20 protein-coding genes are annotated in these 26,376 nt (G+C 69.6%); 17 read left to right on the forward strand and 3 right to left on the reverse strand.

Annotation, left to right across the window (positions count from 1 at the left end):
• Nucleotide 1: 1 nt before the first annotated feature.
• The 11 genes from AC3WG5_RS11070 (at nt 2) to AC3WG5_RS11120 (ending at nt 12,101) form a co-directional block, all read left to right on the forward strand.
• Nucleotides 2–757, forward strand: coding sequence for a sulfite exporter TauE/SafE family protein (locus tag AC3WG5_RS11070; protein ID WP_492568701.1), 756 nt, complete (start codon nt 2–4; stop codon nt 755–757).
• A gap of 230 nt (nt 758–987) precedes the next feature.
• Entirely contained in the window at nt 988–2,148 is a 1,161-nt protein-coding gene (locus tag AC3WG5_RS11075) for a Re/Si-specific NAD(P)(+) transhydrogenase subunit alpha (RefSeq protein WP_492568702.1), read from the forward strand.
• Nucleotides 2,149–2,165: 17 nt separating this feature from the next.
• Entirely contained in the window at nt 2,166–2,462 is a 297-nt protein-coding gene (locus AC3WG5_RS11080; protein ID WP_014087153.1) for a proton-translocating transhydrogenase family protein, read from the forward strand.
• 9 nt (nt 2,463–2,471) lie between these two features.
• Nucleotides 2,472–3,842, forward strand: coding sequence for an NAD(P)(+) transhydrogenase (Re/Si-specific) subunit beta (locus AC3WG5_RS11085; RefSeq protein ID WP_014088853.1), 1,371 nt, complete (start codon nt 2,472–2,474; stop codon nt 3,840–3,842).
• A gap of 120 nt (nt 3,843–3,962) precedes the next feature.
• Nucleotides 3,963–5,243 (forward strand): glycosyltransferase family 4 protein, encoded by a 1,281-nt coding sequence (locus AC3WG5_RS11090; protein WP_492568703.1) that lies wholly within the window; start codon nt 3,963–3,965, stop codon nt 5,241–5,243.
• On the forward strand, nt 5,213–6,424 hold the full coding sequence (locus AC3WG5_RS11095; RefSeq protein ID WP_492568704.1) for a glycosyltransferase family 4 protein: 1,212 nt from the start codon (nt 5,213–5,215) through the stop codon (nt 6,422–6,424). Before AC3WG5_RS11090 ends, AC3WG5_RS11095 begins: the two co-directional genes overlap by 31 nt.
• A complete protein-coding gene (locus AC3WG5_RS11100; protein ID WP_008955482.1) occupies nt 6,396–7,574 on the forward strand; it encodes a glycosyltransferase family protein in 1,179 nt (392 codons plus the stop codon). The genes AC3WG5_RS11095 and AC3WG5_RS11100 overlap by 29 nt, the downstream gene beginning before the upstream one ends.
• Entirely contained in the window at nt 7,571–8,716 is a 1,146-nt protein-coding gene (locus AC3WG5_RS11105) for a glycosyltransferase family protein (protein ID WP_492568705.1), read from the forward strand. The genes AC3WG5_RS11100 and AC3WG5_RS11105 overlap by 4 nt, the downstream gene beginning before the upstream one ends.
• The gene (locus AC3WG5_RS11110) at nt 8,706–9,491 is read left to right on the forward strand and encodes a polysaccharide deacetylase family protein (protein ID WP_492568706.1); all 786 of its coding nucleotides are present in this window, start codon (nt 8,706–8,708) and stop codon (nt 9,489–9,491) included. The genes AC3WG5_RS11105 and AC3WG5_RS11110 overlap by 11 nt, the downstream gene beginning before the upstream one ends.
• Nucleotides 9,485–11,569, forward strand: a complete 2,085-nt coding sequence (locus tag AC3WG5_RS11115; RefSeq protein ID WP_008955479.1) for a mechanosensitive ion channel family protein — start codon at nt 9,485–9,487, stop codon at nt 11,567–11,569. The genes AC3WG5_RS11110 and AC3WG5_RS11115 overlap by 7 nt, the downstream gene beginning before the upstream one ends.
• Before the next feature lie 121 nt (nt 11,570–11,690).
• Nucleotides 11,691–12,101: a hypothetical protein gene (locus AC3WG5_RS11120; RefSeq protein ID WP_014088847.1), complete on the forward strand. Its 411-nt coding sequence runs from the start codon at nt 11,691–11,693 to the stop codon at nt 12,099–12,101.
• Between the two features lie 258 nt (nt 12,102–12,359).
• On the opposite strand, the gene AC3WG5_RS11125 is transcribed toward AC3WG5_RS11120, so the two are convergent.
• Nucleotides 12,360–13,748: an aminopeptidase P family protein gene (locus tag AC3WG5_RS11125; protein WP_492568708.1), complete on the reverse strand. Its 1,389-nt coding sequence runs from the start codon at nt 13,746–13,748 to the stop codon at nt 12,360–12,362.
• 98 nt (nt 13,749–13,846) lie between these two features.
• On the reverse strand, nt 13,847–15,454 hold the full coding sequence (locus AC3WG5_RS11130; RefSeq protein WP_050773245.1) for a methyl-accepting chemotaxis protein: 1,608 nt from the start codon (nt 15,452–15,454) through the stop codon (nt 13,847–13,849).
• 391 nt (nt 15,455–15,845) lie between these two features.
• Here AC3WG5_RS11130 and AC3WG5_RS11135 point away from each other — a divergent pair, with 391 nt between their 5' ends.
• Complete coding sequence (locus AC3WG5_RS11135) at nt 15,846–16,823, forward strand: LysR family transcriptional regulator (RefSeq protein ID WP_492568709.1); 978 nt, start codon at nt 15,846–15,848, stop codon at nt 16,821–16,823.
• On the opposite strand, the gene AC3WG5_RS11140 is transcribed toward AC3WG5_RS11135, so the two are convergent.
• Nucleotides 16,780–17,964, reverse strand: a complete 1,185-nt coding sequence (locus AC3WG5_RS11140) for a benzoate/H(+) symporter BenE family transporter (RefSeq protein WP_492568710.1) — start codon at nt 17,962–17,964, stop codon at nt 16,780–16,782. The two genes, AC3WG5_RS11135 and AC3WG5_RS11140, sit on opposite strands and share 44 nt — an antisense overlap.
• Nucleotides 17,965–18,202: 238 nt before the next feature.
• Here AC3WG5_RS11140 and AC3WG5_RS11145 point away from each other — a divergent pair, with 238 nt between their 5' ends.
• From AC3WG5_RS11145 to AC3WG5_RS11165, 5 genes are all read left to right on the forward strand, one after another.
• A complete protein-coding gene (locus AC3WG5_RS11145; RefSeq protein WP_492568711.1) occupies nt 18,203–19,636 on the forward strand; it encodes an aminotransferase-like domain-containing protein in 1,434 nt (477 codons plus the stop codon).
• Nucleotides 19,637–19,820: 184 nt separating this feature from the next.
• Nucleotides 19,821–20,933, forward strand: coding sequence for an NAD(P)/FAD-dependent oxidoreductase (locus AC3WG5_RS11150; RefSeq protein WP_492568712.1), 1,113 nt, complete (start codon nt 19,821–19,823; stop codon nt 20,931–20,933).
• A gap of 484 nt (nt 20,934–21,417) precedes the next feature.
• On the forward strand, nt 21,418–22,146 hold the full coding sequence (locus AC3WG5_RS11155; RefSeq protein ID WP_492568713.1) for a response regulator: 729 nt from the start codon (nt 21,418–21,420) through the stop codon (nt 22,144–22,146).
• Between the two features lie 8 nt (nt 22,147–22,154).
• On the forward strand, nt 22,155–24,746 hold the full coding sequence (locus tag AC3WG5_RS11160; protein ID WP_492568714.1) for a hybrid sensor histidine kinase/response regulator: 2,592 nt from the start codon (nt 22,155–22,157) through the stop codon (nt 24,744–24,746).
• 173 nt (nt 24,747–24,919) lie between these two features.
• The gene (locus AC3WG5_RS11165) at nt 24,920–26,188 is read left to right on the forward strand and encodes an ABC transporter substrate-binding protein (protein WP_492568715.1); all 1,269 of its coding nucleotides are present in this window, start codon (nt 24,920–24,922) and stop codon (nt 26,186–26,188) included.
• Nucleotides 26,189–26,376 lie beyond the last annotated feature (188 nt).

Consider the following 26,376-nt stretch of genomic DNA (forward strand, 5'->3'; position numbering starts at 1 on the left):
AATGGAAATGGTTTTTCTATGCCTGATGGCGTTTTTTGCCGGCATGATCGATTCGGCAGTCGGTGGCGGTGGACTGATCCAGCTGCCGGCGCTGTTCAACGGTTTGCCGACGCAGGCTCCGGCCACGCTGCTGGGCACCAACAAGTTCGCCTCGGTGTTCGGTACCGCCAGCGCCACGCGCAGCTTCGTCAAACGGGTGAGGATGGCGTGGGGCCTGATTCTGCCGGCCACCGGCGCGGCCTTCCTGCTGTCGTTCGCCGGCGCCACCGCGGCGAGCCACGTGCCGAAGCAGGTGATGAAACCAGTGGTGCTGGTGCTGTTGATCGCGATGGCGCTGTATACCTTGAAGAAGAAGGATCTGGGACGGCTACACAAGCCGACGGCAGTCACCGCGCGGGAGAAGCGGCTGGCGCTGCTGATCGGCGGCGGCATCGGCTTCTACGACGGCATTTTCGGGCCGGGCACCGGGACGTTCCTGATTTTCCTGTTCGTGCGCTGTTTCGCCTTCGACTTTCTGCACGCCTCGGCCGCGGCCAAGGTGGTGAACCTGGCGACCAATATCGCGGCACTGTCGTTTTTTGTCACCACCGGCAACATTCTGTACGCGGTGAGCATTCCGATGGCGCTGTCGAACATCGTCGGCGCCCAGGTAGGGAGCCGCATTGCCATCAAGGGCGGAGCCGGGCTGGTGCGGGTGTTGTTCCTGATTCTGGTGACCGGGCTGATCGGCAAGTTCGCCTACGACATGCTGGGGTGACGCCTGGAGTCGGATTGACAGCGGAGCAGGACATGTCAGTGCAATCCGGGACATCTAAAGTCGCATTGACAGTGGACAAGTTTTCCGCAAAATTTGTCGCAAAAGTATAAAAGCGCTACGCTTAATAACAAATAAATACATAAAGATAAAACGAACGGCTGTTTAATCTTCGGGGATAACAGCCGTTTGCCGTCTTTACTAACGCTTTTCACACAACTGAGGAACTGACCATGCAGATCGCAATTCCAGCCGAACGTCTGGCTGGCGAGGCGCGCGTGGCCGCTACACCGGAAACGGTGAAAAAACTCGTCGCCATGGGTCACACCGTGGTCGTCGAGTCGGGGGCCGGACGCCTGTCCGCCGTCCCCGATGCGGCCTACGCCGACGCCGGCGCCAGCCTGGCGGAGAACCGCGCCAGCGCGCTCGCCAACGCCGACATCGTGCTCCAGGTGCGTCCGCCCGAGGCCGACCAGATCGCCGAGTTCAAGACCGGCGCCACCGTCGTCTCGCTGATGAACCCCTACGCCAACCCGCACCTGGCGGCGATGGCGGCGAAGAAGCTGTCGGCCTTCGCCATGGAGCTGCTGCCGCGCACCACGCGCGCGCAGAGCATGGACGTGCTCTCCAGCCAGAACAACATCGCCGGCTACCGCGCGGTGCTGTTGGCCACGCACTACTACCCGCGCTTCATGCCGATGCTGATGACCGCCGCCGGCACCGTGAAGCCGGCGCGCGTGCTGATCATGGGCGTGGGCGTGGCGGGCTTGCAGGCCATCGCCACCGCCAAGCGCCTGGGCGCGGTGGTGGAGGCGACCGACGTGCGTCCGTCCACCAAGGAGCAGGTGGAGTCGCTCGGCGCCAAGTTCATCGAGGTGCCGATGACCGACGAGGAGAAGGCGGCCAGCGACGGCGTCTACGCCAAGGAGATGTCGGACGACTACAAGCGCCGCCAGGCCGAGCTGGTGGCCAAGCACGCCATGGCCGCGGACATCATCATCACCACCGCGCTGATCCCGGGCAAGAAGGCGCCGCAGCTGATCAGCGCCGAGGTGGTGCGGGCGATGAAGCCGGGCTCGGTGATCATCGACATCGCGGCGGAAGCCGGCGGCAACTGCGCGCTGACGGTGCCGGGCGAGGTGAGCGTGACCGACAACGGCGTGACCGTGGTCGGCATCACCAACCTGCCGGCGCTGGTGGCGGCGGACGCCTCCAGCCTGTACGCGCGCAACCTGTTGACCTTCCTGTCGCTGATGCTGAGCAAGGACGGTTTCACCCTCAACCTGGAAGACGACCTGCTGGCCGCCACGCTGATCACCCACGACGGCGCGGTGCGCTTCGGCCAACCTTCCTCCCCGTCCGCCGCCGCCCAGCCGGCCGCGACGCGGGCCTGACCTTCCAGGAGAGCATCATGATCGATCCTTTCATCACCAGTCTGACCGTGTTCGTGCTGGCCGTGTTCGTCGGCTACCACGTGGTGTGGAACGTCACCCCGGCGCTGCACACCCCGCTGATGGCGGTGACCAACGCCATCTCGGGCATCATCGTGGTCGGGGCGCTGCTGCAGGTGGTGGACATCAACGGTGAGGCCATCACCCTGACGTCCGTGCTCGGCGCCATCGGCATCTTCCTGGCCAGCATCAACATCTTCGGCGGCTTCCTGGTGACCCAGCGCATGCTCGATATGTTCAAGAAGAAGAAAAAGTAAGGAGCCGCCATGGAAAATATCTCTGCAATTCTCTACCTGATCGCGGCGGTGCTGTTCATCCTCGCGCTGAAGGGGCTGTCCAGTCCGGTGTCCGCCCTGCGCGGCAACCTGTACGGCATGGTGGGCATGCTGATCGCCGTGGTCACCACCTTCCTGATCATGGACAAGCCGGTGCTGGCGCTGATCGGCGCGGCCATCGCCGGCGGTGCGGTGATCGGGGCGTGGCGTGCCAAGACCGTCGAGATGACCGGCATGCCGGAGCTGGTGGCGGCGATGCACTCGCTGGTCGGCCTCTCGGCGGTGCTGATCGCGGTGGCGGCGATCTTCCACAGCGGGGTGGAGCATACCCCGGTGCAGAAGGTCGAGCTGTTCATCGGCGCCTTCATCGGCGCGATCACCTTCACCGCCTCGGTGGTGGCGTTCGGCAAGCTGTCGGGCAAGTTCGGCTCCAAGGCGGTGTCGTTTAGCGGCCAGCACCTGCTGAACCTGCTGCTGGCGATCGCCATGGTGGGCTTCGGCATCGTCTACTTCGTCAGCGACAGCCACGCCGCCTTCCTGGCGATGGTGGCGGTGGCGCTAGTGCTGGGCGTGACGCTGATCATCCCGATCGGCGGCGCCGACATGCCGGTGGTGGTGTCGATGCTGAACTCGTACTCGGGCTGGGCGGCGGCCGGCATCGGCTTCACGCTGAACAACCCGGTGCTGATCATCGCCGGCGCCTGCGTCGGTTCGTCCGGTGCCATCCTGTCGTACATCATGTGCCGGGCGATGAACCGCTCCATCGTCAGCGTGCTGCTGGGCGGCTTCGGCGCCGAAGCGGCCGTCGGCGGCGCCGCGGCCTCGGGTCCGAAGAACTACAAGTCGGGCTCGGCCGAGGACGCCGGCTTCCTGATGAGCAACGCCGACAGCGTGATCATCGTGCCGGGCTACGGCCTGGCGGTGTCGCGCGCGCAGCACGCGCTGCAGGAGTTCGCCGAGCTGCTGCACGAGGCCGGGGTGAAGGTGCGCTACGCCATCCACCCGGTGGCGGGGCGCATGCCGGGGCACATGAACGTGCTGCTGGCCGAAGCCGAGGTGCCGTACGAGCAGGTGCAGGAGATGGAGGAGATCAACTCCGACTTCTCCAACACCGACGTGGTGCTGGTGATCGGCGCCAACGACGTGGTGAACCCGGCGGCGCAGAAGGACAAGGCGAGCCCGATCTACGGCATGCCGATCCTGGAGGCGCACAAGGCGCGCACGGTGATCGTGGTGAAGCGCTCGATGAACGCCGGCTACGCCGGTCTGGACAACGAGCTGTTCTACATGGACAAGACCATGATGGTGTTCGGCGACGCCAAGAAGGTGGTGGAGGACCTGGTGAAGAGCGTGGCGCATTAACGCCGGCTTCGGCCAACCTTGAGAGATCGACCGCCCGGCCGGCAACGGCAGGGCGGTTTTTTTACGTCGTGTGGCCGATACTGGAAGAGACTCTGTTGCTCGCAAGAAGCGGATCTCGCCATGCCAACCCGCCACCTCGGCGTCGTCCTGAAAGGCTACCCGCGCCTTTCCGAAACCTTCATCGCGCAGGAGCTGCGCGAGCTGGAGGCGCGCGGCTTCACGCTGACGCTGTTTTCGCTGCGCCACCCCACCGACCTGGAGCGCCACCCGGTGCACGACGAGATCCGCGCCCGCGTGGTGTATCTGCCGGAGTACCTGTACCAGGAGCCGTGGCGCGTGCTGCGTGCCGCGTTGCTGGCGCTGCGCCGGCCGGCGGCGCTGTGGGCGACGTGGCGGCTGTTCCTCGCCGACCTCGCGCGCGACTTCACCCCCAACCGGGTGCGCCGTTTCGGCCAGGCGCTGGTGCTGGCGGCGGAGTGCCCGCCCGAGATCGAGCAGCTCTACGTGCACTTCATCCACACCCCCGGTTCGGTGACGCGCTACGCCGCGCGCCTGAGCGGCCTGCCGTGGGCGGCGTCGGCGCACGCCAAGGACGTGTGGACCCAGCCGGAATGGGAAATCCGCGCCAAGCTGGCCGACATGCAGTGGCTCGCCACCTGCACCCGCGCCAACCACGACTACCTCTCGGCGTTGCCGGAGGGGCGCGGCAAGGTGCATCTGGTCTACCACGGCATCAGCTTCGCGCGCTTTCCGCCGCCGCCCCCGCCCCCGGCCGCGCGCGACGGCAGCGACCCGGCGCACCCGGTGGAGCTGCTGTCGGTGGGCCGCGCCGTGGCCAAGAAGGGCTACGACGACCTGCTCGCGGCGCTGGCGACGCTGCCGCCCGGGCTGCACTGGCGCCTGAGCCACATCGGCGGCGGCACGCTGCTGCCGGAACTCAAGCGCCAGGCGGAGCGGCTCGGGCTGGCCGGCAACATCCGCTGGCTGGGCGCGCTGCCGCAGCAAGAGGTGCTGGCGGCCTACCGCCAGGCCGATCTCTTCGCGCTGCCGTGCAAGGTGGTCGACGACGGCGACCGCGACGGCCTGCCCAACGTGCTGATGGAAGCGCAGAGCCAGGGTGTGTGCTGCCTGTCGACGCGGCTGTCGGGCATCCCCGAGCTGATCGAGGACGGCGTCAGCGGCGTGCTGGTGGAACCCGGCGACGTGGCGGCGCTCGGCGCGGCGCTGGCGCGGCTGATCGCCGACCCCGGCCTGCGCCAGCGCCTGGCCCAGGCCGGCGCCGAGCGGGTGCGCCGCGAGTTCGCCATGGAACGCGGCATCGAGCGGCTGCTGGCCTGTTTTGACACCCCTCTTTCCGCTACGGAGGCAGCATGCCCCGTCTCGCCTTCTACGCCCCATTGAAATCGCCGCGCCACCCGGTGCCGTCCGGCGACCGCACGCTGGCGCGGCTGTTGCTGCGCGGTCTGCGCCTGGCCGGCTGGCAAGTGGAGCTGGCCTCCAGCCTGCGCAGCTACGACGGCGTCGGTGATCCGCGCCAGCAACAGCGGCTCAAGGCGCGCGCCGAACGCCGCGCCGCGGCGCTGATCGCCGCCTATCGCGCCCGTCCGCCGGAGGAGCGGCCGCAAGCCTGGTTCACCTACCACCTCTACCACAAGGCGCCGGACTGGATCGGCCCGGCGGTGTGCCGCGCGCTCGGCATCCCCTACCTGCTGTGCGAGGCCTCGCACGCGCCGCAGCAGGAAGGCGGGCTGTGGCAGGACAACCTGTCCGACTGCGTGGCGGCGATCCGCCAGGCGGCACGCATCTTCATCGTCAACCCGCGCGACGAGCCCGGCCTGGCGACGATCCTGGCCAACCCGCTGCGGGTGCTGCGCCGGCTGCCGCCGTTCATCGACACCACGACGTTGGCGCGGCGGCGCCCGCGTGGGGAGCTGGCGCGCGAAGCCGGGCTCGACCCGGCGCGGCCCTGGCTGATCAGCGTGGCGATGCTGCGCCCGGGCGACAAGATGGCCTCGTACCGGCTGATGGCGGCGTGCTACCGGCGGCTGCTGGCGGAGGGACGCCATCTGCACTGGCTGATCGTCGGTGACGGCGCGGCGGCGGCGGAACTGGACGCGCTGATCGCCGACCTGCCCGGTGCAGTGCGGCTGGGCGCGCTCGACCCGCCCGCGGCGGCGCCGTGGCTGGCGGCCTCGCAGCTGTGCGTGTGGCCGGCGGTGAACGAGTCGTTCGGCATGGCGCTGCTGGAAGCGCAGGCCGCCGGCTGCCCGGTGGTGGCCGGTTACGGCGCCGGCGTGGCCGGCATCGTCGACGCCGCCAGCGGGCGGCTGGTGCACGATTGCAACGTCGAGCGCTTCAGCGCCGCGGTGGCGACGCTGCTGGACGACTGGGCGGTGCGCCGCGCCATGGCCGAGGCCGGCCCTCACTACGTGCGCGAGCACCACTCGTTGGGGCGCGCCGCCGCGCTGCTGCGGGCGTACTGGCCGGGCCCGCCCGTCGTGGCATCGGCTATACCGGAAGAAGCCGTCCCGGCTGCTGCCAAGGTATCCCGCGATGAAGAAAAGCCGCATCCTGATCTATAGCCACGACTCGTTCGGGCTGGGTCACCTGCGCCGTTGCCGTGCCATCGCGCACGCCCTGGTCGAGCGCTACAAGTCGCTGACGGTGCTGATCCTGACCGGATCGCCGATCGCCGGCCACTTCAACTTCAAGGCGCGTGTCGACTTCGTGCGCATTCCCGGCGTGATCAAGCTCTACAACGGCGAGTACACCCCGCTCAAGCTGCACATCAGCCTGAAGGAGACGCTGGCGCTGCGCGAGTCGATCATCCTGCACACCGCGCGCGTGTTCGAGCCGGACCTGTTCATCGTCGACAAGGAGCCGCTCGGGCTCAAGGGCGAGGTGGCCAGCACGCTCGACCTGCTCGCCACGCGCCGCACCCGCACCATCCTCGGCCTGCGCGACGTGATGGACGATGCCGACCGGCTGTCGCGCGAGTGGCAGGCCAAGAACGCGCTGCCGGCGCTGGAGAGCCTCTACGACGAGATCTGGGTATACGGCAGCCGCAACATGGGCGACCCGCTCACCGGGCTGCCGATCACCCCCGCCATCCACGACAAGATGCTGTACACCGGCTACCTGCCGCGCCACCTGCCGGAGCATGAAAGCTCCGGCCTGCTGGAGGGGCTGCCCGAGCCCTACCTGCTGGTGACGCCGGGCGGCGGCGGCGACGGCGCCGAGATGGTGGACTGGGTGCTGCGCGCCTACGAGAGCGGCGCCGCGCTGCCGTGGCCGGCGCTGTTCATGCTGGGGCCGTTCATGTCGGCGCACGAGCAGGAGGCGTTCCGGCTGCGCGCCGCCCGGCTGCCCAACGTGCAGATCGCCACCTTCGACACCCAGTTCGAATCGCTGATGAACCAGGCGCGCGCGGTGGTGGCGATGGGCGGCTACAACACCTTCTGCGAGATTTTGTCGTTCAACAAGCCGGCCCTGCTGGTGCCCCGCACCGAGCCGCGCCTGGAGCAGCTGATCCGCGCGCGCAAGGCGACCGCGCTGGGGCTGACCACCATGCTCGACCCGGCGCAACTGGCCGACACCGCGCCGATGGTGGCGGCACTGCAGCGCCTGCCGGAGCAAGCGCCGCCGTCGGCCGCGGCACGGCGCAACATGCTGTGCGGGCTGCAGACCATCGGCAAGCGGGTGGGCGCCATCGTGCGGGAGCACGCCTCGTGAAGCTGCTGTTCTACGTCCAGAGCCTGCTCGGCATCGGCCACCTGCAGCGCGCCGCGCGGCTGGCGCGGGCGTGCCAGGCGCACGGCCTGGAGGTGCACATGCTGATGGGCGGCGAGGACAGCGCGCTGGTCGATTTCGGCGCCGCCCGGCGCATCGCGCTGCCGCCGCTGACCAGCGCCGACGCCCGCTTCACCACCCTGCTCGACCGCCACGGCCGGCCGCTCGACGCCGCGCTGGAGGCCGAGCGACGCGACCGCGTGCTGGCGGCGCTGAAGCAGGTGCGCCCGGCGCTGCTGCTGATCGAGAGCTACCCGTTCGGGCGACGCCGCCTGCGCTTCGAGCTCGCTCCCCTGATCGAGGCGGCGCGCGCCATGACGCCGCGCCCGCTCGTCGTCTGCTCGGTGCGCGACGTGCTGCAAGGGCGTTCGCCCGAGCGCCAGACGGAGAGTGCCGCGCTGTTCCGGCACGACTTCGACCACCTGCTGGTGCACGGCGACGCCGAGTTCCTGCCGCTGGCGGCGAGCTTTCCGGTGGCGCTGCTGCCGCCGGAGCGGGTGCACCACACCGGCTACGTCGGCGCCGCGCTGACGCCGTCCGACGACCCCGCGGCGGCCGGCGAGGTGCTGGTCTCGGCCGGCGGCGGCGCGGTCGGCGCCGAGCTGCTCGCCACCGCGCTGGCGGCCCGGCCGCTGACCCGGCTCGCGGCGCGGCGCTGGCGCCTGCTGTGCGGCCCGCGGCTGGAGGCGGCGCGGCGTCGGGCGCTGGAGCGCGACGCGCCGGACGGCGTGATCGTCGAGGACCTGCGCGCCGACTTCGCGCCGCGCCTGGCGGTGGCGGCGCTGTCGATCTCCCAGGCCGGCTACAACACCGTGCTCGACCTGCTCGCCGCCGGCTGCCCGGCGGTGCTGGTGCCGTTCCAGGGCGAGGACCAGACCGAGCAGCGCCTGCGCGCCGAGGCGCTGGCCGCGCGCGGACGCGTCGCGCTGCTGGAGGAGAACGCGCTGACCCCGCTGGCGCTGGCGGCGGCGATCGAGCAGGCGCTGACCCTGCCGCCCACCCGCCTGCCGCTCAGGCTGGACGGCGCCGAGCAGAGCGCGCGGCTGCTGCGGCGCTGGGCCGAGGAGGCCGGCCATGGCGGGTGACGATGGTTTTGCCGTGCTGCGCGCGGAACTCGACCGCTGGAGCGAGAGCGGCCGGACGGCCACCTTGTGGTGGCGCGACGACGACGCGGTGGCGGACAGTGCCGCGCTGCAATGGCTACTGGACCTGGCCGATGCCCACGCCGTGCCGTTGTGGCTGGCGGTGATTCCGGCCGCGCTGGAGGACTCGCTGCCCGCCGCCCTCGCCGCCCGGCACGCGCCCGGCGTGCTGCAACACGGCATCGCCCACCTCGACCACGCCCTGCCGGGCGAGCGCAAGTGCGAGCTCGGCGCCGCCTGGCAGTGGGACGCGCTGCGCGCGGCGCTGCAGGGCGGGCGGGCGCGCCTGGCGGCGGCCTTCGGCCAACGTTTCCGCCCGGTGCTGGTGCCGCCCTGGAACCGCCTCCACCCCGGCTGGATTGCGCGCCTGCCCGAGGCGGGGCTGATCGGGCTCTCCACCCTCGGCCCGCGTCGGGTGCAGCCCGGTCTCGCCGTGGTCAACGTGCACGCCGACCTGATCGACTGGCGAAGCCGCCAGTACGCCGGCGACGCGGCGCTGGCGGCGGCGCTGGCGCGCCACCTCGCGGCGCGGCGCCGCGGCGAGGCCGACGCCCTGGAACCCAGCGGCATCATGAGCCACCACCGCGTACACGACGCCGCCATCTGGGACGGTGCCGCGCGCCTGCTGGCGCTGCTGGCCGCCCACCCCGCCGCCGCCTGGCACGATCCGGCGACGTTGTGGCATGCCGCTGTGGCGGAGGGCGCGCCGCCATGCTGAACGAGCTCTTCAACAGCACCAACCAGATCGCCGACGTGCTGTGGATCATCCAGCAAATCCTCGGCCGCGCCGCCGGCGAGCTGCAACTGATCGCCCAGCAGATCGACCACGACATCACCGCCGCCGGCTGGGACCGTTTTGCCGGCATCACCGTGCTGGTGGTGGGGGTGGCGATGCTGGCCGAGTACCTGGCTGGGCGCCGCTTCCGCGCGCTGGCCAACGCCATCGGCCGCGAACAGGCCAGCGGGCTCGGCAGCCGCATCGGCTACCAGCTGCTGCGCACGCTGTTCCGGCTGCTGTGCGTCGGCATCTTCATGATCACCGCGCAGGGCATGCTGCTGTTGACCAGCAACACCAACGACGTGCGGCCGAAGCTGCTGTTCAGCCTGCTGCTGGCGACGGTGACCTTCCGTGCCGTGGGCGTGCTGTCGCAGGCGGTGTTCGCCCCCACCGCCAAGGGCATCCGCCCGCTGCCGATCGCCTGCGAGCAGGCCATCGGCTTCCACCGCGGCGTGATGACCTTCACCCTGCTCTATATCGTCGGCTTCCAGGGTACCGATTTCCTGGCCTGGCTCGGCATGGACGGCGAACTGGTGCGGCTGCTCAAGGTGCTCACCGGCCTCGCCCTCAACCTGTTCGCGCTGGGCTTCGTCTGGCTCCAGCGCGGTACCATCGAGCAGTTGTTCCAAAGCCGCGACCGCAACGGCGGGGAACACGGCCTGGCCATCATCCTGAGCCAGTCGTGGCCGCTGCTGGTGACGCTGTGGCTGCTGGCGATCTGGCTGCTGTGGAGCCACAGCCTGATCATCGGCAACCTGCAGCACGCCGCCAAGATGTCCTGGCCATGGTGGCTCACGCTGCTGTTTCCGATCATCGACCGGCTGTTCGCCGCCGCGCTCTACAAGCTGTGCCAGCTGCCCTGGCTGCAAAGCCATACCTTCGCCCAACGCTCGCGCCGCTTCCGCCGCATCATGCAGGGCGGGCTGAGGCTGATCATGCTCACCGTCGCGGTGCTGACCGTGGCCGACGTGCTGGGCTACGACGCCATGACCATGAGCGGCGACGGCCGCATCAGCCGCCTGCTCAAGTCGCTGCTCGACAGCATGGTGATCGTGCTCTTGGCCTATATGGTGTGGGAGGTGCTGTTGTCGCAGATCGAGCGCCAGCTGCCGCCGCCGGAGCAGGAGGTGCAGAGCACCCTGGCCGACGAGGGCGAGGGCGCCGCCGCCGGCAGCCGGCGCGAGACGCTGCTGCCGCCCTTGCGCACGCTGCTGTTCTTCCTGCTGCTGATCATCCTGACCCTGAGCCTGCTGCACGCGCTGGGGGTGGAGATCGGTCCGCTCCTGGCCGGCGCCGGGGTGATCGGCATCGCCATCGGCCTGGGGGCGCAGAAGCTGGTGCAGGACGTCATCTCCGGCATCTTCTTCCTGCTCGACGACGCCTTCCGCCGCGGCGAGTACATCGAGGCCGGCGACTTGCGCGGCACGGTGGAGCGGCTGTCGATCCGCTCGATGCAGCTCAGGCACCACCTGGGCGCGCTGCAGACCATCCCCTACAGTTCGATCCGCACCGTGCGCAACATGAGCCGCGACTGGGCGACCATGAAGCTGGAGATCCGCCTGCCCTACGACGTCGACCTGGAGACGGTGCGCAAGGTGATCAAGAGCGTCGGCGAGGAGATGCTGGCCGACCCCGAGCTCGGGCCGCACTTCATCCTGCCCCTGAAGTCGCAGGGGGTGATGCGCATCGAGGAGTCGGCGCTGATCGTGCGCATGAAGTTCACCACCCGCCCCGGCGAGCAGTGGGTGATCCGGCGCGAGGCCTACCGCCGTGTCAAGGAGGCGCTGGAGGCACGCGGCATCCTGTTCGCCCACCGCGCGATCCACGTCATCCTGCCGGTACCGGCGCCGGCCAAGCCGCCCCCGCCCATGGCGCCGCTGGCGGGCTACGACGACACCCACGAGCTGACCGAGGAGGACAGCCAGCGCCTGGCGGCGATGGCCGGCGCCAGCGCCGGGGCGATCCTGGCCGCCGAACTGGAGCGGCAGAACCGCATCGACGACGAGGATTCGCCCTGACGCCCCGCGCCGGGCCTCCGCCGTTCGGCCTAGCCCCTCCCCCTCGTCGGGCGTATCGAAGGACCCGCCGCCGTCGCGCTACACTGCAGCTTCCCCCCTGCCCGTATTGGAATACCGCGTCATGACCCAGATCACCGATTTCGACTCGCTGCTGGCCGCCGCACGCCAGCAGCCCGACCCGCAACGCCTGCTGTTCGTGTTCGTGCGCTCGGTGCTGCACGACGACCACGCCCCGCACGAAGCCGAACGCTTTAACGCCGGCCAGGGCGGCATCCTGCAGCCGGTGCTGTGCGTCGACAAGACCCCGGCCGAACTCACCAACTTCGCCGCGCTCAAGGCGGAATCGGCGCGCACCGGCGAGGCCTGGCAGCTCATGTTCGTCGCCGCCATCGGCGGTGCCAACGGCCAGGCCCCCAGCAGCGACGACGCCGAAGAGCCGCTCAAGCGCATGATCCAGACCATCCAGACCGGCGGCGACGTGTCGCGCTACCTGGCGTTCGATCATCAGGGCGAGCCGGTACGCTTCCTCTAAGCGCATCGCCCTCCCCGCCGCCGCGCGCGCGGCGGCGCTGAAAACAAAAAGGTTGGCCGAAGCCCCGCATACGGGCCTCGGCCAACCTTTTGGTCGATGAGCGCGGTGAGGCGGTTCAGAACCTGGTTACGATCTCGCGAGCTAGAGCGAAACAAGGCAAAAACGGCTGAGGAAGCGGAGTTTACACGTGGTAAATGAGCATTCCGAAGACGTTTTTAACGCCGTATCGCCGACGCGCAGCAGATCGTAAACAGGTTCTCAGCCCGCCATCGCCGCCTCCACCTCGTCCGCCGTCTTCGGGATCGGCGTGCCCAGCACGCGGCAGCCCTGTTCCGTCACCAGCACGTCGTCCTCGATGCGGATGCCGCCGAAATCGCGGTAGTCGTCGAAGCGCGCGTAGTCGATCAGCCCGGCGTGGCGGCCCTCGGCCCGCCAGGCGTCGATCAGCGCCGGGATGAAGTAGATGCCCGGCTCCACTGTGATCACCATGCCGGCCTTGAGCGGCTTGCCCAGACGCAGGTAGCCCAGACCGAACAGCGCGCTGCGCTCGACCTCGCCGCCGTAGCCCACCAGGTCCTCGCCCAGCCCCTCCATGTCGTGCACGTCCATGCCGATCTGGTGCCCCAGGCCGTGCGGGAAGGCGATGGCGTAGGCGCCGGAGTCGACGATGGCGTCGGCGTCGCCGTGGAAGAAACCGAGCGCCGTCATCCGCTCCACCATCACCCGCGCCGCGCGCTTGTGCACGTCCAGGTACTTTACCCCCGGGCGGATCGCCTCGAGCGCGGCCAGCTGCATCGCCAGCACCGTGTCGTACAGCGCGCGCTGACGCGGCGTGAAGCGCCCGCCCACCGGCAGCGTGCGGGTGATGTCGCTGGCGTAGCCACTGGCACTCGCCGCGCCGCTGTCGTTCACCACCAGGTCGCCGGCCGCCAGCACCTGGTCGTGGTGATGGTTGTGCAGCACCTCGCCGCGGCGCGAAAAGATGCTGGGGTAGGCCAGCTGCCAGTCGTGGCGGCGCACGATGCCTTCCATCTCGCCCACCACCGCGCGCTCGGCCACGCCCGGCCGCGCCGCGCGCATCGCCGCCAGGTGCATGGCGTGCGTCACCGCGAGCGCCGCTTCCATCTCGGCGATTTCCTCGTCGCCCTTGATCTCGCGCAGCGCCACCACGGCGCGGGTCAGCGCGGCGGAGACGCCGGCGCCCAGCTCGTCCGGCGGCAACGCCAGCAGCCGGCCCAGCTCGATCTGCGTCTCGCCGCGGTACGGCGCCAGGTAGTGCACGGTGCGGCCGGCGCCGCGCGCCGCGCGCACCAGCGCCGCCAGCTCGGCGTACGGCCGCGCCACGGCGACGCCGACGGAGGCGGCGCGCTCGGCCAGGCTCGGCTGCGGCCCGGTCCACACCACCTCGGCGACGTCGGGCTCGCGCCCGAACAGCGTCACCGCGCCGCTGTCGGCGTCGATCACGCCGGCCAGCCCCGGCTCGTTCAGGCCGAAGAAATAGCGGAAGGAGCTGTCCTGCACGAAGGGGTAGATGTTGTCGCGGTAGTTCATCGGTGCGTCGACGTTGCCCGGGAACAGCAACAGGCCGGACGGGCCCGCCGCCTGCAGGCGGGCACGGCGCTGCAGGTAGATGTCGGCAGAAAACATGGAGTCGATACCTTGTGGGTGACGGAACGGGAGCACTGGATTGTATACAGTCGTTCAACTGTACACGCGCCGCCGCCGCCCCGCCAGCGCCGGGCCCCTCACACGCGGTAGGCGCTGACCTCCTGGCGCATGCTCCCCGCCACCTCTTCCAGCCGCGCGGCCAGCGCGGCGGCCTGGCTGGCGGCGCAGCTGTTTTCCTCCGCGCCTTGCGCCACCACTTCCACCTGCTGGGCGATGCTGTTGGTGGCCATGCCCTGCTCGCGGATGGCGTCGGAAATCTCCGTCACCAGGCGCGCGCTCTGGCTGGCGCCGTGATGCAGGCTGCTCATGCTCTGTTGCGCCGACTGCACGCCCTCCTGGCCCTGCTCCACCTGCTGCACGGTCTGCTGCATGCGCCCCACCACGCTGCCGGAGACCTGCTGGATGGCGGCGATGATGGCGCCGATCTCCTGGGTGGAGGCGGCGGTGCGCTCGGCCAGCTTGCGCACCTCGTCGGCCACCACGGCGAAGCCCCGCCCCGACTCGCCGGCGCGCGCCGCCTCGATCGCGGCGTTGAGCGCCAGCAGATTGGTCTGCTCGGCCACGTCGCGGATCACGCTTACCACAGAGGCGATGTCCTGGCTGCGCGATTCGAGCTGGACGATGTCTTCCGAGGCGCCGCTCACGGTCGCGGCGATGGCCTGGATGTCGGCCACGGAACGCCCGATCACCTGCTGGCCGTTGCCGGCCTGCCCGGCGCTCTCGCCCGCCAGCTGCTGCGCCTCCTCGGCGCGGGTGGCGACATGGTTGATGCTGACCGTCATTTCTTCCACCGCGGCGGCCATCTGCGCCGACGAGGCGCTCTGCGTGTCCGAACTCTGGGCCACCTGGCGCGACGCCGCCTGCAGTTCCTGCGACGATTCCGCCACCGCCATCACGCCTTGCTGCAGCGTGCGCAGGCTGGACTGCAGCCGCTCCAGCAAGCGGTTGAAGGCCTGCGAGGCCTGGCCGATCTCGTCCCGCCCCGCAGCCGGGGCGCGCAGGGTGAAGTCGAGCCGGCTGCTGATGGTTTCCATCGTGCTCGCCAGGTCGCCGAGACCGCGCTTGATGTTGCGGCACAGCAACCCGCCCCACACCAGCGCCAGCAGCGCGGACAGCGCCATCAGGCCGAAAGACAGCCACAACGACTGGGCGTAGGCACGGTCGTTGTCCTGCTTCATGGCGACGGCCATTCTGTTGTTGTAACCGATATGCTGCGTCCAGGAGGCGGCCAGTGCCGCGCCCTTGCCGCGGCCGGCGAAGGCGACCGCGGCGTTGGTGTCGCCGCTGCGCGACGCCCCCAGCGTATGGTCCATCTCCTGCTTGTAGGCCGCATACGTCGCCTTGTCCGCCGCCAGCGCGGCGCGGTCGTCGGCGTCGCTGACCAGCGACTCGTAGGCCGCGAGCTGCGTGTCGATGGCGCTGAAACTCTGCCGGATCTGGCTCTCGTACTCGGCCTTCTTCGCCGGGTCCGCGGTGGCGATGTGCTTCCACACCGCCACCCGGGCATTGGCCGTGGCATCCTTGGCGGCGACCAGGATCTTGACGCTGGGCATGATGTCCGTCGTGAACCCTTCGATACGGATTTGCGCCCGGGACAGCTGCCATACCGCCAGCCCTCCCGCCGCGATCACCAGCAGCACCCCGATCAGGAACGCCAGTATCAAACGCGTTGTGATTTTCATCATCCACCTCGGCTCACTGGAAAATCCTCGAGAAGAGCGGCGCAGCCCGTCCTTCCAAAACAAACGTTTGCATTCCACCCCGCCACGCCACCCGCCCGCATTTTGGTGCAAAACAGCAACAACTCCCGCCATGCCGCGGCATTGGCAATTTTCACACTCCGGCCATCGGGCCATAACGCCGTCATTCTGTTCATGACAAAAAGGACAAGCGCTCTACTCTGGCCGTGCACGAATCTCATAGGTTGATTTTTTCTCACCGCCATCGATGCGTTTTCGGAATTCACTAATCAATCCTGCGGCTGATTTGTAATAGAAATCAAAAAGTACATAATTGACGCACAGCCGGCATAAAAAATACAGTCCTCACGCATCCCATTTGAATAAACAAAAATTAATGAAAAGACAATTACCGTCTCTCAATGCCCTCAAAATCTTCGAGGCGGTGGGCCGCACCCTCAGCTTCACCCAAGCCGCGTCGGCGCTGGGCCTGACGCAAAGCGCGCTGTCCCGGCAAGTCAAGACACTGGAAACGGCGCTGGGCCAGAAACTGATCGACCGCAATCAGAAACGGATCGTGTTGACGCCGGCAGGACAGCAGTTGTTGGCGGCGGCGAGCCAGGCCTTCGATACGCTGGAAAAAGCCATCGGGCAGATCAACGAGGCCACGGCGCGACAGGTGCTGCATATTCGCTGCCCGGTCTTTTTTGCCAGCCAGTGGCTGATTCCGCGCCTGCGGGAGATCGAGTTCATCAGCGAAGCCGACAAGATCATCATCAGCTCGCCCGAGCGGCCGAATGACAGGGACATGCCGCCGGTGTCGTGCGAGGTGCGCTGGGGAGACGGTTCATGGCCGGGCTTCGACGGCGAGCTGCTGCGCTCGGTGCGCCTGCAGGCGTTCTGCGCGCCGCCGGTGGCCGAACTATTCGCCCACAGCGGCGACACCAGCCGCTTGCGCCTGCTGATCTTCCAACAGCCCAACCAGCAGATCTGGCAGCACAGCTGGAACCGCTGGCTGGAGGCCAACCCGCTGCCGGGCAGCAACGAACGGCTGGTGTGCGACTCCCCGAAATCGACGCTGAGCGCGGCCTGCAAGGGCCTGGGACTGGCCCTGTGCGACCCGGTGATGCTGGAAAGCGAGCTGGTTCTCGGGCAGCTGGTGCCGTTCAACGAGCATCAAGTCGGCTGTGCCCATTCCTATTGGATCAAGACGCCCGGCGCCGGCGACAGCCCCGCCAGCCAGCGGCTGCACCAGTACCTGACGCAACACTTCGGCAATGCCGGCCGGCGTGACAGCGGCACCGCCGCAGGGCGGCGGCATGCTGCGGGCGTCAGGCCGGAGCCAGGCGCCAACGCCAGCGCAGCAGGCCGCTGACCGTCCCGCCCGCCAGCAAGGCCCACAACGGGGCGCCGAGCCCGGCGATGGTGACGCCGGAGGCCGCCACCACGAAGGTAAGCAGCGCCGCCTCGCGCTGGCGCTCGTCGCCCAGCGCGGTGGCGAGCGAGGAGGCCAGCGTGCCGAACAACGCCAGCCCGGCGGCCGCCGCCACCAGCGCCTTGGGCAGGGTCAGGATCAGCGCCGCCAGCGCCCCGCCGGCCAGCCCCAAGAGGAGGTACAACACCCCGCACACCACCCCGGCCATGTAGCGCCGCGCCGGGTCCGGGTGCGCCTCGGGCCCGGTGCAGATCGCCGCGGTGATCGCCGCCAGCACCACGCCGTGTCCGCCCAGGGGCGCGGTGACGATCGACATCAATCCGAGCGCAGTGACCGGCGAGCGCGCCGGGATGCGGTAGCCGGACGACGCCAGCACCGCCATGCCCGGCAGGAACTGCCCGGTCAGCGCCACCAGCGCGAGCGGAATGGCGAGGTTGACGAAGGCCGTCCACGACCATGCCGGCAGGGTGAACTGCGGCCCGGCGCCGCCCTGCCACGCCGGCAGCGCGCCGAACAGGCCCTGCACGCCGGCGATGGCGAACCCCAGTGCCAGCGCGAGCGGCAAGGCGTAGCGCGGGAACAGCCGCCGGCCGAGGAAGAACGCCGCCGCCATCGGCAGCACCAGCGCCGCGTCATGGCTGGCCGCCCCGGCCAGCTCGGCGACGAAGCGGAACAGGATGCCGCCCAAGAGCGCCGCCGCCAGCGCCGGCGGGAACACCTTCATGATCCTGTCGAACAGCCCGGAAGCACCGATCGCGGTGACGATGACCGCCGCCGCCAGGAAGGCGCCCACCGCCTCGGGGTACGGCACGCCGGGCAGCGCCGCCAGCAGCAGCGCCGCGCCCGGCGTCGACCAGGCGGTGATCACCGGCGCCTTCCAGCGCAGCGACAGCCACAAGCCGGCGACGCCGGAGCCGATCGACACCGCCCACACCCAGGAACCGAGCTGGGCGGCGCTCAGGCCCGCCGACTGCGCGGCGTGCACGATGATGAGAAAAGGGCCGGAATACCCCACCAGCAGTGCAAGCACCGCGGCGAGGACGGCCGAAGGCGACAGATCGCGCCAGGGGGAAAACGTCATGGTTCTGCTCCTTGGAGCCGCTAACACAACCCTCTTGGCATTGCTGTGCGCGTGCGGATCCATCGCTGGGCGCGCATTTGCCGTACTGGGTCGCGCGCCTGGCCAGGACCGCTGCGTGGGTTGGTTAACCGCTCAGATGTCATCGATGGCCCCAGCGTAGTCCCGCCGCGCGACGCCGCCTTCACACAACGCGCCAAACAGCTTAGGCTGGGCGCAATCTGTTCTATATAACAAGACGATGAACGCTACTCCGCATTACCAGCGCATCGCCGCCGAGCTGCAGGCCCGCCTCGACGCTGGCGAATTCGTCCCCGGCAGCCGCCTGCCGGCGGTGCGCCGCCTGGCCGAGCACTACGGCGTCAACACCCTGACCGCGCTCGCCGCCTATCGTCTGCTGGAACAGCGCCAGAGCGTGGTGGCGCGCCCGCGCGCCGGCTTCTACGCCGCGCTGCCGCGCCGCGCGGCCCACCCCGAGCAGAGCGCGCCGCTGCCGGCGCCGGCGGCGCTGGTGCGGGTCGACAGCCGCGTCTCGCACCTGCTGCGCCTGTCCGGCTCGCGCCTCGCGCTGCAGCTGCACATGGCCGAGGCCGCCACCGCGCTCTACCCCACCGCCGAGCTGGCGCGCCGCCTGCAGCACACCTTGCTGCGCCAGCCGGAGCTGATCGGCGCCTACCTGGCGGAGTCGGAACAGACCCGGCTCAAGCGCGAGATCGCCCGCCTCGCCGCCGGCGCCGAGCTCGATCTCACCCCCGGCGACATCCTGATGACCCAGGGCATCACCGAGGCCATCAGCCTGGCGCTGCGCCTGCTCACCCGCCCCGGCGACACCGTGGCGGTGGAAACCCCGGTCTACTTCGGCCTGCTGCAGACGCTGGAAAGCCTGGGCCTGAAGGCGCTGGAGATTCCCTGCACGCCGGACGCCGGGCTGTCGCTGGAGGCGCTGGAGTTCGCGCTGCGCCACGGCCCGGCGGTGCGGTGCCTGGTCACCGTGCCGCACTTCCAGAACCCCACCGGGGCGCTGATGCCGGACGACAACAAGAAGCGCCTGCTGGCGCTCACGCGCCGGCACGGCGTGACCATCATCGAGGACGACGTGTTCGGCGACCTCTACTTCGGCCCCCGCCGCCCCACCCCGCTCAAGGCCTGGGACCGCGACGGCGAGGTGATCTACTGCGCCTCGTTCACCAAGAGCTTCGCGCCGTCGTTCCGCCTGGGCTGGCTCGCCGGCGGGCGCCACCACGCGGCGCTGGCCCGCTTGCGCGAAAGCAGCTCGCTGGTGAGCTCGTCGCTGCTGCAGGTGGTGCTGGCCGACATGCTCGCGGCAGGCGATTACGCGCGCACCAGCCAGCGCCTGCGCCAGCAGCTGGCGCAGCAGATGCAGGCCACCGCCGACGCGGTGCTGGCGGCGTTCCCGCACGGCACGCGCGTGCGCCGGCCGCAGGGCGGGCTGCTGCTGTGGGTGGAATGCCCGGAGGGGGTGGATACCGCACGGCTGCTGGAAGCCGCGCTGGCGCAGTCGATCAGCTTCGCCCCCGGCCTGCTGTTCTCGGCCGAGCCGCGCTTCAGCCACTGCCTGCGCCTCAACTTCGGCCAACCCTGGAGCGGGCAACTGGCCGACGCCATCACCCTGCTCGGCCGCCTGGCCACCGCGCAGCTGGCCGGACAGGATTGAGAACCTGTTCACGATCTGTCGCGAGCAGCCCTCAGCGGGGTGAAAAGCAGCGCAGAAACTGGAATGTACTGGAATACATGAGGACGCCCGATCGCTGAGCGAATCAATAGATTGGCACGCAGTGCACATGAGCCCCGATCAGGGATGCGCAGCAAGATCGTGAACGGGTTCTGAGGAAACGACCATGGACCACATCGACACCCTGGTGATCGGCGCCGGCGTCATCGGCCTGGCGGTGGCGCGCGCGCTGGCCCTGCAAGGACATGAAGTCATCGTCGCCGAAGCCGAAGCCGCCTTCGGCCACCACACCTCGAGCCGCAACAGCGAGGTGATCCACGCCGGGCTCTACTACCCGACCGGCTCGCTCAAGGCGCGGCTGTGCCTGGCCGGGCGCACATCACTGTACCGCTACTGCGCCGCGCGCGCGGTGCCGCACCGCCGCCTCGGCAAGCTGCTGGTCGCCACCCAGGCCGGCGACGCGCCGCGGCTGAGGCACATCGCCCAACGCGCCGCCGCCAACGGCGTGAGCGACCTGCGCTGGCTGGAACAGGCCGAGCTCGCCGACCTGGAGCCGGCGCTCGCCGGCCACACCGCACTGTTGTCGCCCGCCACCGGCATCGTCGACAGCCACGCCCTGATGCTGGCGCTGCTGGCCGATGCCGAAGCCGCCGGCGCGCTCTTGGCGCTGGCCTCGCCGGTGGTCGGCGGGCGCATCGAACCAGACGGACTGGTGCTCACCATCGGCAGCGACACCCCGTACTACCTGCACGCGCGCCGCGTGGTCAACGCCGCCGGGCTGTGGGCGCAGCGCGTCGCGGCGGCCATCGACGGCCTGCCGGCGGGCTCCATTCCCCCGCTGCATTACGCGCGCGGCGTGTACTTCACGCTGAGCGGACGCGCGCCGTTCTCGCACCTGATCTACCCGCTGCCGGTGGCGGGCGGACTGGGCACCCACCTCACGCTCGACCTCGCCGGCCAGGCGCGCTTCGGCCCGGACGTGGAATGGGTGGACACGGTGGACTACCGCGTCGACCCGGCGCGCGCGGGCTGCTTCTACCAGAGCATCCGCCAGTGGTGGCCGGCGCTGCCGGACGGCGCGCTGCAGCCGGGTTACGCCGGCATCCGCCCCAAGCTCGCCGCGCCGGACCAGGCCGACGCCGATTTCGTGATCCAGGACGAGCGCCAACACGGCGTGCCGGGTCTGATCAACCTCTACGGCATCGAATCGCCGGGGCTGACCAGCTGCCTCGCGCTGGCCGACGAGGTGGCGCGGCGGCTGGCGCCAGGCGCCGTGTAACAATTGAAACACATCGCGCCGCGCTTTCTGTTATGAACCAGTGCATGCTCTGTGAGGATCGACAGAGCTCGGCATCTACAATCGAACTCGGAGCCAAGACAAAACCGACTCGTCCCTATCCCCGTTGGCCTGTGCCGTTTGGACGGGGTAGGGCAAGGTTTTAAGCCGCCGCCTGTTTGAGCGATTTGACGTTAGCAAATGCGTCCGCTGAGCAAATCTCCGCGTGCCAATCTCCGATTGGCCCAGCGATGGATTTGCACGCATGGAGTTCGGCGGCGCCTTGCCCTGCCCTGGCCAAGCGGGAATTCACGGGCCGTCGGGGTCGCCTGGGGTTGCAAGGGGGCTGGCGACACAGCCCCCTTGCCTGCCGGCGGTCAGCACCGCTTGAAATGTCGTCCGCGCAGCGGACACAAAAGCCCGACTCAATAAGAAACGGGATGCCAAACATCGTGAACAACACGATGAATAAGGAGGAGCCCCCCGCATGGACGACAAGCACCGCATCCTGATCGTCGACGACGAGACCGAGGTGCGCGACTGGCTCGGCGCGCTGCTGGAGGACGGCGGCTTCGCCCCGCACGGCGTAGCCGACGGCGCGGCGATGCGCCAGGCCCTGGCGGCACAGCGCTTCGCGCTGGTGATCCTCGACCTCAGGCTCAAGGGCGAGGACGGCCTGATGCTGGCGCGCGAGCTGCGCGGCCAGTCCGCCGTGCCGATCATCATGATGAGCGGCAAGGGCGACGAGACCGACCGCGTGCTGGGGCTGGAACTGGCCGCCGACGACTACCTGACCAAGCCGTTCTCCGGACGCGAACTGCTGGCGCGCGTGCGCGCCGCGCTGCGCCGCACCACCGAGCTGTCGATCCCGCTGCAGCGCCACCCGGGCGAGGCGCACGAGTGCTACGCCTTCAACGGCTGGCTGCTCGACCTGACCGCGCGCGAGCTGCGCCAGCCGGACGGCACGCCGTGCGCGCTGACCCAGGGCGAGTTCTCGCTCTTGGCCACGCTGGTGCGCCACCCGCAGCGGGTGTGGAGCCGCGAGCAGCTGCTGGAGCAGACGCGCGGCCTCGACACCGAGGTGTACGACCGCACCATCGACGTGCTGATCCTGCGCCTCAGGCGCAAGATCGAGCTGAACCCGCGCCACCCCGAACTGATCTGCACCGAGCGCGGCCTGGGCTACCAGTTCCGCGCCGCGGTCAGCCGCCCTTGAGGTCCGCCGTGCCGCCCCCCTCGCGCCTGTTGTGCTCCGCTTGGTCGCAGCCGATCCGCACCCGGCTGCAGGCGGCGTTCGCGGCGATGTTCGTGCTGATGCTGGCGGTGACTCTGGTCGGCGTCAGCGGCATGCGCACCACGCTCGACACCCTCACCGGCTTTCGCGAGGAGGTGATGCCGGAGCTGGCGCGCGTGCTGGAGCTGGCGGAAAAAGTGTCGCAGGTGGCCGCCATCGCCCCCAACCTGGCCGACAATTACGCCCCCGACACCCTGCCCGACGACGTGCAGCGGCTGCAGGCGCTGATGGGCGACATCCAGCGCCTGTCGCTGGCGCTGCCGCCGCAGGCCGACCGCCGCCTCGCGGTCAGCAGCATGCTGGACGGCGCCGGACACGACCTCGAGCAACTGCTGCTGTTGTCCGGCGACAAGCGCCACCACCAGCAGGCGCTCGACGCCTACCGCCTGCGCCTCGACCACCTGCTCGACCAGCTCGGCCACGGCGGCGTGGTGCGCAGCGCGCCGACCCTGCTGCCGTTGTGGCACACGCTGCAGGCGGTGCCGCTGGCGCGCGACCGCGCCGCGCTGGGCGCGCTGGAAGCCGACGCCGAAGCGCTGCTGCTGGCGATGCAGCGGCGCGGCGAGACGCGCTACCTGCCGCCCTGGCTCCACACCGAGCTGGACGTGATCTGCTGCACGCCGCAGAACCTGTTCGAGCAGCGCCGCCAGGTGCTCGCCACCGACGAACGCATAGCGCTGCTGCTGCAGCTCTACCGCAGCAACGCGGTACAGCTCAGCCAGCGCACCGCCGCCTACGTGCAGGAACTGCGCGCGCTGGCCGACAATCGCAGCCGACGCGTGCAGGTCACCATCCGCTCCGGCATCAGCGGACTCACCGTGCTGGCGGCGGTCGGCGTGCTGGTGGCGCTGTTGGCGGCGGGCTACGTGCGGCGCGTGGCGCGGCAGATGCAGTCGATCTCGCGCGTGATGAGCCGGCTCGCCGCCGGCGACACCGCGCAGGCCACCCCCGCCACCGAACGCGCCGACGAGATCGGCGAGCTGGCGCGGGCGTTCCAGGTGTTCCGCGACAACCTCTTGGAAAAGCAGCGCCTGGCGCAGGGGCTGGAGGCGCAGCGCCGGCTGCTGCAGACGGTGTTCGCCAGCATGAACGACGGCCTCTCGGTGTACGACGCCGACGGCGCGCTGATGGTGTGGAACCCGCAGTTCCCGGCCCTGCTCGGCATCGACCCGGCGCGGCTCAGCAGCGGCCTGCCCTACCCCGCGCTGCGCACGGCGATGCCCGCCGGCACGCGCTGGCAGGCGGTGGCGGCCGATACCGCGGCGCACACCGCCGACGGTCGCGAGCGCATCGCCAGCGCCGCCGAGCTGCACCTGCCTGACGGCCGGGTGCTGGAATTCCGCAGCCGCGCCATGCCGGAGGGCGGCTGGGTGGCGGTGTGCCGCGACGTCTCGGCGCGCCGCGTCGCCGAGGCGCAGTTGCAGCAGATGCAGAAGATGGAGGTGCTGGGCCAGCTCACCGGCGGCGTGGCGCACGACTTCAACAACTTCCTGGTGGCGATCCTCGGCAACCTCGAGCTGCTGGAGCAGCGTGACGACCTGCCCGACGACGCGCGCCGCCGCCTGGAACGCGCCCACGGCGCCGCCAACAAGGCGGCGGCGCTGACGCGCCGGCTGCTGGCCTTCGCCCGGCGCCAGCCGCTCACGCCGGAGATCGTCGACCTCGACGACATGCTGCAGGAAATGCTCGACCTGATCGAATACAGCGTCGGCGAGGGCATCGCCGTCACGGTGCAGGCCGAACCCGGGCTGCGTGTCTGCGTCGACCGCGGCCAGCTGGAAAACGCCGTGCTCAACCTGGCGCTCAACGCGGCGCAGGCGATGCCGGACGGCGGCCGGCTCGACCTCGTCGCGCGCCGCGACGACGGCGCCACGCCGCTGTCCGGCCCGGCGCTGTGCCTCTCCGTGCGCGACACCGGGCGCGGCATCCCGCCCGAGGTGCTGCCGCACGTGCTGGAACCGTTCTTCACCACCAAGGAACAGGGCAAGGGCAGCGGGCTCGGCCTGTCCATCGTGTACGGCTTCCTGCGCCAGAGCGGCGGCGACGTCGGCATCGACAGCACCCCGGGCCAGGGCACCACGATCTCGCTGTGGCTGCCGCCCGCCGCGCCGCACTGCACCCTGGAGCGCGGTCCCGCCGCGCTGCCCGCCACGCTGCCGCCACGGAGCGTGCTGCTGGTGGACGACGACGCCGACGTGCGCGACACCGCCGTGGCACTGCTGCAGCAACTGGGCGCCACGGTGCACGCGGTGGCCGGCGAGGCGGCGGCGCTGGACTGGCTCGCCGCCGGCGGCGCGGCCGAGCTGGTGCTGTCGGACGTGATGCTGGGCGAGGGCGGCGACGGCGTGCGCCTCTACCGCCGCCTGCAGCAGGAACATCCCGGCCTGGCGGTGGTGCTGACCTCCGGCCTGCCGCCGGAATACCACGCCCGGCGCAGCGACTGGCCGGCCGGCGCGCCGTTCCTGGCCAAGCCCTACACCCTGCCGGAACTGGCCCGGCTGTTGGCCCGGGACGCCGGCTAACCGGCCAAGGTTGGCCGAAGCCGCCCTGTTGCAATTGTTAACGCCGCACCCCGCACCATGAAATTTGCCATTAACGCCAGCGCAGTTAGATGGGTACAGGACATCGTGAGTCAGCCGCGCCACACCCCGGCACACCACGCGATGTCGACCACAACAAGGAGGAGAGACCCGTCATGAAAATCGCGTTGATGAGCGCCGCCGCCGTGCTGGCGCTGGCCGGCACCGCCGAAGCCGCCACCCTACGTCTCGAATGCGGCGCACCGGGGCCGGGCCAGAATGTGTGCATGGACTCGGCCAAGGAATGGGCCAAGAAGACCGGCAACGAAGTGCAGTTCGTGGCGACGCCGAACGACTCGAACGAGCAACTGGCTCTGTTGCAGCAACTGCTCGGCAGCGGTTCGGACAAGATCGACGTGCTGCAGATCGACGTGGTCTGGCCCGGCATCCTGGCCAACCAGCTGCTGGACCTGAAGCCCTACAGCAAGGGGGCGGAAAAGCAGCACTTCGCCAGCATCGTCGCCAACAACACCGTGGCGGGCAAGCTGGTCGCCATGCCCTGGTACATCGACACCGGCATGATGTACTACCGCAAGGACCTGCTCGACAAATACCACCTGAAAGCGCCGACCACCTGGGACGAGATGACCGCGGCGGCCAAGAAGATCCAGGACGCGGAGCGCGCCGCCGGCAACGACAAGCTGTGGGGCTACGTCTGGCAAGGGCGTGCCTACGAGGGGCTGACCTGCAATGCGCTCGAATGGGTGTCGAGCTTCAACGGCGGCACCGTCGTCGACGCCAAGGGCAAAGTGACCATCAGCAACCCGAACGCCGCCAAGGCGCTCGACACCGCCGCCAAGTGGGTGGGCACCATTTCGCCCAAGGCGGTGCTGAATTTTGCCGAAGAAGAGGCACGCGGCGTGTTCCAGTCCGGCAACGCCGTGTTCATGCGCAACTGGCCGTACGCCTGGTCGGTGATGAACCAGGACGGCAGCGCGGTCAAGGGCAAGGTCGGCGTGATGATGCTGCCCAAGGGCGGCAACGCCGGCCGCCATGCCGCCACGCTGGGCGGCTGGCAGCTCGCGGTGTCGCGCTACTCGAAAAACCCCAAGCTGGCCGCCGACCTGCTGCTGTACCTGACCAGCGCAGAAGCGCAGAAGTACCGCGCCATCGCGGGCTCGTTCAACCCCACCATTCCGGCCCTGTACAAGGACCCCGACATCATCAAGGCCAGCCCGTTCATGGCCGAGCTCTACCCCACCTTCGCCAACGCCGTGCCGCGCCCGTCCACCGTGACCACCAGCAAGTACAACCAGGTGAGCAACCAGTTCTGGAACGCCGCCCACGACGTGCTGTCGGGCAACGCCAAGTCGGCCGACGCGCTGGCGCAGCTGGACGGCACGCTCAAGCGGCTGGCTCCGGCAGGCTTCGTCGCCGCCAAGTAATTCTCCCCCTTCGCCCGCGTACATCGCTCTCCGCACAGCGGGACGCGGGCCTTTTCTTGTTCCAAAAAGCATGAGGAACGAAAACGCGAAGGCAAGTTGAGCGGGGCCGCAGACCGTACACGCGGTACGGCCAGTGCTCGCTGAGCGAATCTCTGCGTGCAAATCGTTGATTTGCCCAACGATAGATT

The organism is Pseudogulbenkiania sp. FW507-F1, assembly GCF_058781125.1.